Below are 4,681 nucleotides of genomic sequence, written 5' to 3'. Positions count from 1 at the left end.
ACCACCCCCAACCCCTTCCTCGTTGGGACCACCACCCCCAACCCCCTCCTCTAAAGAGGAGGGGGCTGTAGCGTCCTTCTCCCCCTCCTCGTTGGAGGGGGCTATTTCCTTCTTCTCCCCCTCCTCTTTAGAGGAGGGGGTCGGGGGGTGGTGCCTTACTTGGGGGTGATGTCTCGATCGAAGCATCTGCGGAATGTCCGCAATCGTCGCCACATTGGCGGTCACATCCTCGCCCACCAGCCCGTCCCCACGGGTCGCGGCGCGGACCAGCATTCCCTTTTCATAGCGTAGCGAGCAAGACAGGCCGTCGATCTTGTCCTCGGCGGTAAACGCGACCGGTTCACTTTCGGGCAGAGCCAGGAACCGCCGCACGCGCGCGGCGAATTCCGCCACTTCCGTGTCCGAAAACGCGTTGTCGAGGCTCATCATTCGGACCTCGTGCGCCACCTTGCTCAGCGGTGACGCAGCGATTTCGTGGCCTACCACGCGCGATGGGCTATCATCCCGCACCAGATGCGGAAACGCCGCTTCCAGCTCCGCATTGCGGCGGACCAGGGCATCGAATTCGGGATCGGTGATCTCCGGCGTATCCTCGGCGTGATACAGGCGGTTGTGATGCGCGATCTGCCTGGCGAGGCGCATCAGTTCGTTCGCGGCCTCGGCCTCAGTGATATCTGCCACTTAAGCCCCCTCCTCTTCAGAGGAGGGTGTTTGGGGGTGGTGCGCGCCCCCGCCCGGCCAGCGATCCGCCTGCGTTTCCAGCACCGCAGTCAACCGCTCCAGCACACCATTCATGTTCTGCATGATCTCGTCGTTGGTGAATCGCAGAGTCTGGAACCCTGTCGTGCGCTCGATCAAGCGGTCTTTGGCAAGGTCCGCCACCCGATCATGGGTTTGTCCGTCAACCTCGACAATCAGACCTTTCGACGGACAGAAGAAATCCGCGATCCGGGTGCCGATCACCGCCTGTCGGCGAAATTTTGCACCGTTCAGGCGGCTGTTTCGGAGTTCCATCCATAAGCGCCGCTCGGGTTCTGGGGGGGTCAGGCGCATTTCTGCCGCGCGTTTGAGCAGGGTCTGGCGGGTGGGCTTACCTGATTTGGGGAGTGGTTCTGTGCGTCCACCACCAATCAGGCGTTGTTCTGTGCGTCCACCACCCATGACGCCTTGTTCTGTGCGGCCACCACCCCCAACCCCCTCCTCTAAAGAGGAGGGGGCTTTTAAGCACTTCTCCCCCTCCTCTTCAGAGGAGGGGGCCGGGGGGTGGTGCCTTTCTTGATCGGAGGCCATCAAACCCCCTCCAGCAACCGGTCCGCTTGCGCCCGCGCCTCGCTGGTAATCTCCGCGCCCGACAGCATTCGGGCGATTTCTTCCTGCCGCCCCGCAGCATCCAGCAGCGCGACCGAAGTTTTGGTCACCGTGCCTTCGCTCGATTTCGCAATCACGTAATGTGTGCCGCCGCGCGCCGCGACCTGCGGGCTGTGCGTCACGGCGAGCAACTGCCCGCCATCCGCCAGCCGCGCCAGGCGTTCACCAATGGCAGAGGCCACCGCCCCGCCCACGCCGCGGTCGATCTCGTCGAAGATCACCGTGGCCGCCCCGCCCTTTTCCGCCAGCGCGACTTTCAGCGCGAGGATGAAACGGCTGAGTTCCCCGCCCGAGGCGATCTTGCCCAGTGGCGCGAAATCCGCGCCGGGGTTGGTCGAAATGAGGAATTCGACGCTGTCCATGCCCGCCGCGCCCCAGCGTTCTTCCGGCAAATCCGCCACCGCTGTCCTGAACCGCGCCGCATCGAGTTTCAGTGGCGCGAGTTCGGCGGCCACTGCTTCGTCCAGCCGCATCGCCGCGGCCACCCGGTTGGCGTGGAGGGCTTCGGCCCGGGCGCGGTAGATTTCATGCGTTTCCTTCGCGGCAGCCTCCAGCGAATCAAGCTCTGCATCGCTCGCCTCGATGGCATCCAGTTGGGCGCGCATTGTTCGCATCAATTCGGGCAGAGCGTCCACATCGCAGCGGTGTTTGCGGGCCAGCGCGCGCAATTCGAACAGCCGGGTTTCCGCGTGATCAAGCGCTTCGGGATCGTGGTGCAGCGCGTTTCCGGCAGCGTTCAATTTGTCTTCCGCCTCGCTTGCCTCGATCACCGCCCGGTCGAGCGCGGCCAGCGCTTCGGCCAGCAGCGGATGCTCGGGCGCGATCCGGTCCAGCTTGCGCGCGGCAACCCGCAGGCTGGCCAGCGGCGAATCGGATCCGTCCCACAGGTGGCGCAATTCTTCGAGATCGCCGGTCAGCTTTTCGCCCTTCTGCATATCGGCACGGGCCCCCGCGAGCCGCGCTTCCTCGCCCGCTTGCGGCTGAAGCTCGGTCAGTTCGGCCAGATGGGCGATCAACAGATCCTGGTCTTCCTTCGCCTGATCGATGGCGCTGCGTGCCTGCGCCAACCGCTCTTCCGCTGTGCGCCACGCCTTCCATGCACTGGTCACGCCCGCGAGATCGGCGCCCGCAAACTGGTCGAGCAGCTGCCGGTGGCCGCGCGGATTGACCAGGCCGCGGTCGTCATGCTGGCCGTGGAGTTCGACCAGCGCCGGGGCCAGTTCGCGCAGCAGCGCGGCGCCGACTGGCTGATCGTTGACGAACGCCTTTGATGCGCCATCCACCTTGATCCGGCGGCGCAGGATCAGCCCCTCGCCGCCCTCAATCTCGATAGCGGCCTCGGCCAGCGCGGTCTTGATCGTTTCAGGCAGGCGGGAAAATTCGAAGGTCGCGGTCACGCTCGCCTCATCGGTCCCGGCTCGCACCAGCGATGTTTCGGCGCGATTGCCGAGCACCAGCCCGAGCGCGTCGAGCAGGATCGATTTGCCCGCGCCGGTTTCCCCGGTCAGCACGCCCAGCCCGCCGGTAAAGGTCAGGTCGAGCGCCTCGATCAGGACAATGTTGCGGATGGACAGGGCGGTCAGCATGGCTAGTGCGATGTCTTAGCCCAAGCGCAGCGCCGCGTCACGACGCGCTGTCAGCTTGCGAACAATTTCGATGACACCGCGGGAGACCGGCGGCGCATTCTCAGCTGGCGGAAACGCCGGCGGCGTGATCCTGGATCAGATCATAGGCACGGTCGTACCATTTGCTGCCGGGATAATTGGTGCCGAGAACTGCGGCATATTTCACCGCTTCCTCGCGCACGCCCAGCGCCAGGCTGGTTTCGGTGAGGCGGTACAGCGCTTCGGGTGCGTGGCTGGTGGTCTGGAAGTTGTCGATCACGTTCTGGAACCGGATCTGAGCCGACAGCCAGCGACCCGAGCGTTCGTAGGAACGGCCTATTTCCATTTCCTTGCCCGCGAGATGGTCATTCACCAGATCGAGCTTGAGCTGTGCGTCGGAAGCGTATTCGCTGTTCGGGAAACGGCGGATGACTTCGGTCAGCGCGGTCTTGGCCTGTTCGGTGATCTTCTGGTCGCGGGTCACGTCGCTGATCTGTTCGTAATAGCTGAGCGAGATCAGGTAATAGGCGTAAGGCGCGTCACGGTTGCCGGGGTGGATCGACAGGAAGCGCTGGGCGCTGGCGATCGACTTGTTGTAATCACTGGCGACGTAGTAGCTGAACGCGCTCATCAGCTGCGCGCGGCGGGCCCAGGGCGAATAGGGGTGCTGGCGCTCCACCTCGTCGAACAACGCGGCGGCGAGCACCGCATTGCCGTTGTCGAGGCGGCGCTTGGCCTCCGCATACAGAGTTTCCACATCGCGCGCGACATAGGCGGTGTCTTCCGGCCCGGAGCTGCGGCCGGCGCAACCTGCGGTCAGCACCGTGCCGGCGGCAACGGCGGCGAGGAAGGCGAGCTTGAGCGGGGAGCGCGTGGTGGTGGTCATGCCCCGCCTATAACCAGCGCTTCGCTGAACGCCAAGTGAAGTTGTTCGCCGTTACACACCGTTCGCAAAAATCAACACGCGGCGGCGGCGGAATCGATCCGGTAGAGGTCGATCAGGTGCCGCGCGGCCTCGTCCGAGAGCACCACCTGGCTGCGCCCGAGATCATTGCCGGCATCGATCAGGATGATATTGCCGAGCCCGATCTGCCGGTCCAGTTCCTCGATCGTGACGCCGTGGGGGCTCTCCTTCCCGAAGATTTCACCGGCATGGGCGACGCGGTCTTCCAGCCGGGCGATCATCAGCAGCAGCAGCAGGTCCCAGCCGCGGTCGGTGGTGAAGGCCTGGCCGAATCGCTTGTCCCGGTGGCGGCGCATGGCCAGCGTCCGCTGGAAATACTGCGCCACCCGGATGCGGGGGCTGAGGCTGAGGCACGGGTCGTCGAGGGGAGGGTCGTCGAGGGGATCGGACGCTCGCGCATCCCGCTCCCACGGGGTGCCTGGCGTGGCAAGGGCATCTTGGCCGGACATGATCAGTACCTTGAATTTGCGACTTGCGCGGGCCTTTTCGGCTCTCACGCTTACGAAGGGTTGTGCAGTGACGCCGGCCCGCAGGCCGCCGTGGTCGAGCCCCAGTCGTCCCCGCGCCATGGCCGGATCAGTCCATGGATCCAGCGCCCGGCGCAGCGGCGAAAAGGATTGCGGGCTGTAACGATCGTTGTTCCAGACTGCAAGCCGCCAGCGCGCCCCGCTCCACCAACCATTTTCCTACACGCGAAGATTCTGCCACTCCCCCGCCCCATGAACACACCCCCTCCCCCCGCTCC

At 64.9% G+C, this 4,681-nt stretch carries 4 protein-coding genes and 1 pseudogene; all 5 read right to left on the bottom strand.

All coding sequences use genetic code 11. The annotated features are described in order from the left end of the window. Nucleotides 1-642 (bottom strand): annotated as a pseudogene (locus U0988_RS03840) (NAD-dependent DNA ligase LigA); the annotation flags it as partial. 39 nt (nt 643-681) lie between these two features. Continuing rightward, on the bottom strand, nt 682-1,161 hold the full coding sequence (locus tag U0988_RS03835; protein ID WP_322291319.1) for an endonuclease domain-containing protein: 480 nt from the start codon (nt 1,159-1,161) through the stop codon (nt 682-684). 128 nt (nt 1,162-1,289) lie between these two features. Further along, a complete protein-coding gene (gene recN, locus U0988_RS03830) occupies nt 1,290-2,954 on the bottom strand; it encodes a DNA repair protein RecN (RefSeq protein ID WP_322291318.1) in 1,665 nt (554 codons plus the stop codon). A gap of 100 nt (nt 2,955-3,054) precedes the next feature. Next, on the bottom strand, nt 3,055-3,858 hold the full coding sequence (locus U0988_RS03825; protein ID WP_322291317.1) for an outer membrane protein assembly factor BamD: 804 nt from the start codon (nt 3,856-3,858) through the stop codon (nt 3,055-3,057). 71 nt (nt 3,859-3,929) lie between these two features. Then, nucleotides 3,930-4,505, bottom strand: coding sequence for a hypothetical protein (locus U0988_RS03820; RefSeq protein WP_322291316.1), 576 nt, complete (start codon nt 4,503-4,505; stop codon nt 3,930-3,932). Nucleotides 4,506-4,681 lie beyond the last annotated feature (176 nt).

The sequence above is a fragment of the Allopontixanthobacter sp. genome (genome assembly GCF_034376665.1).
Classification (GTDB): Bacteria; Pseudomonadota; Alphaproteobacteria; order Sphingomonadales; family Sphingomonadaceae; genus Allopontixanthobacter.
Note: the sequence above shows the minus strand (reverse complement) of the source record. Positions and strands in the feature narration are given on the sequence as shown.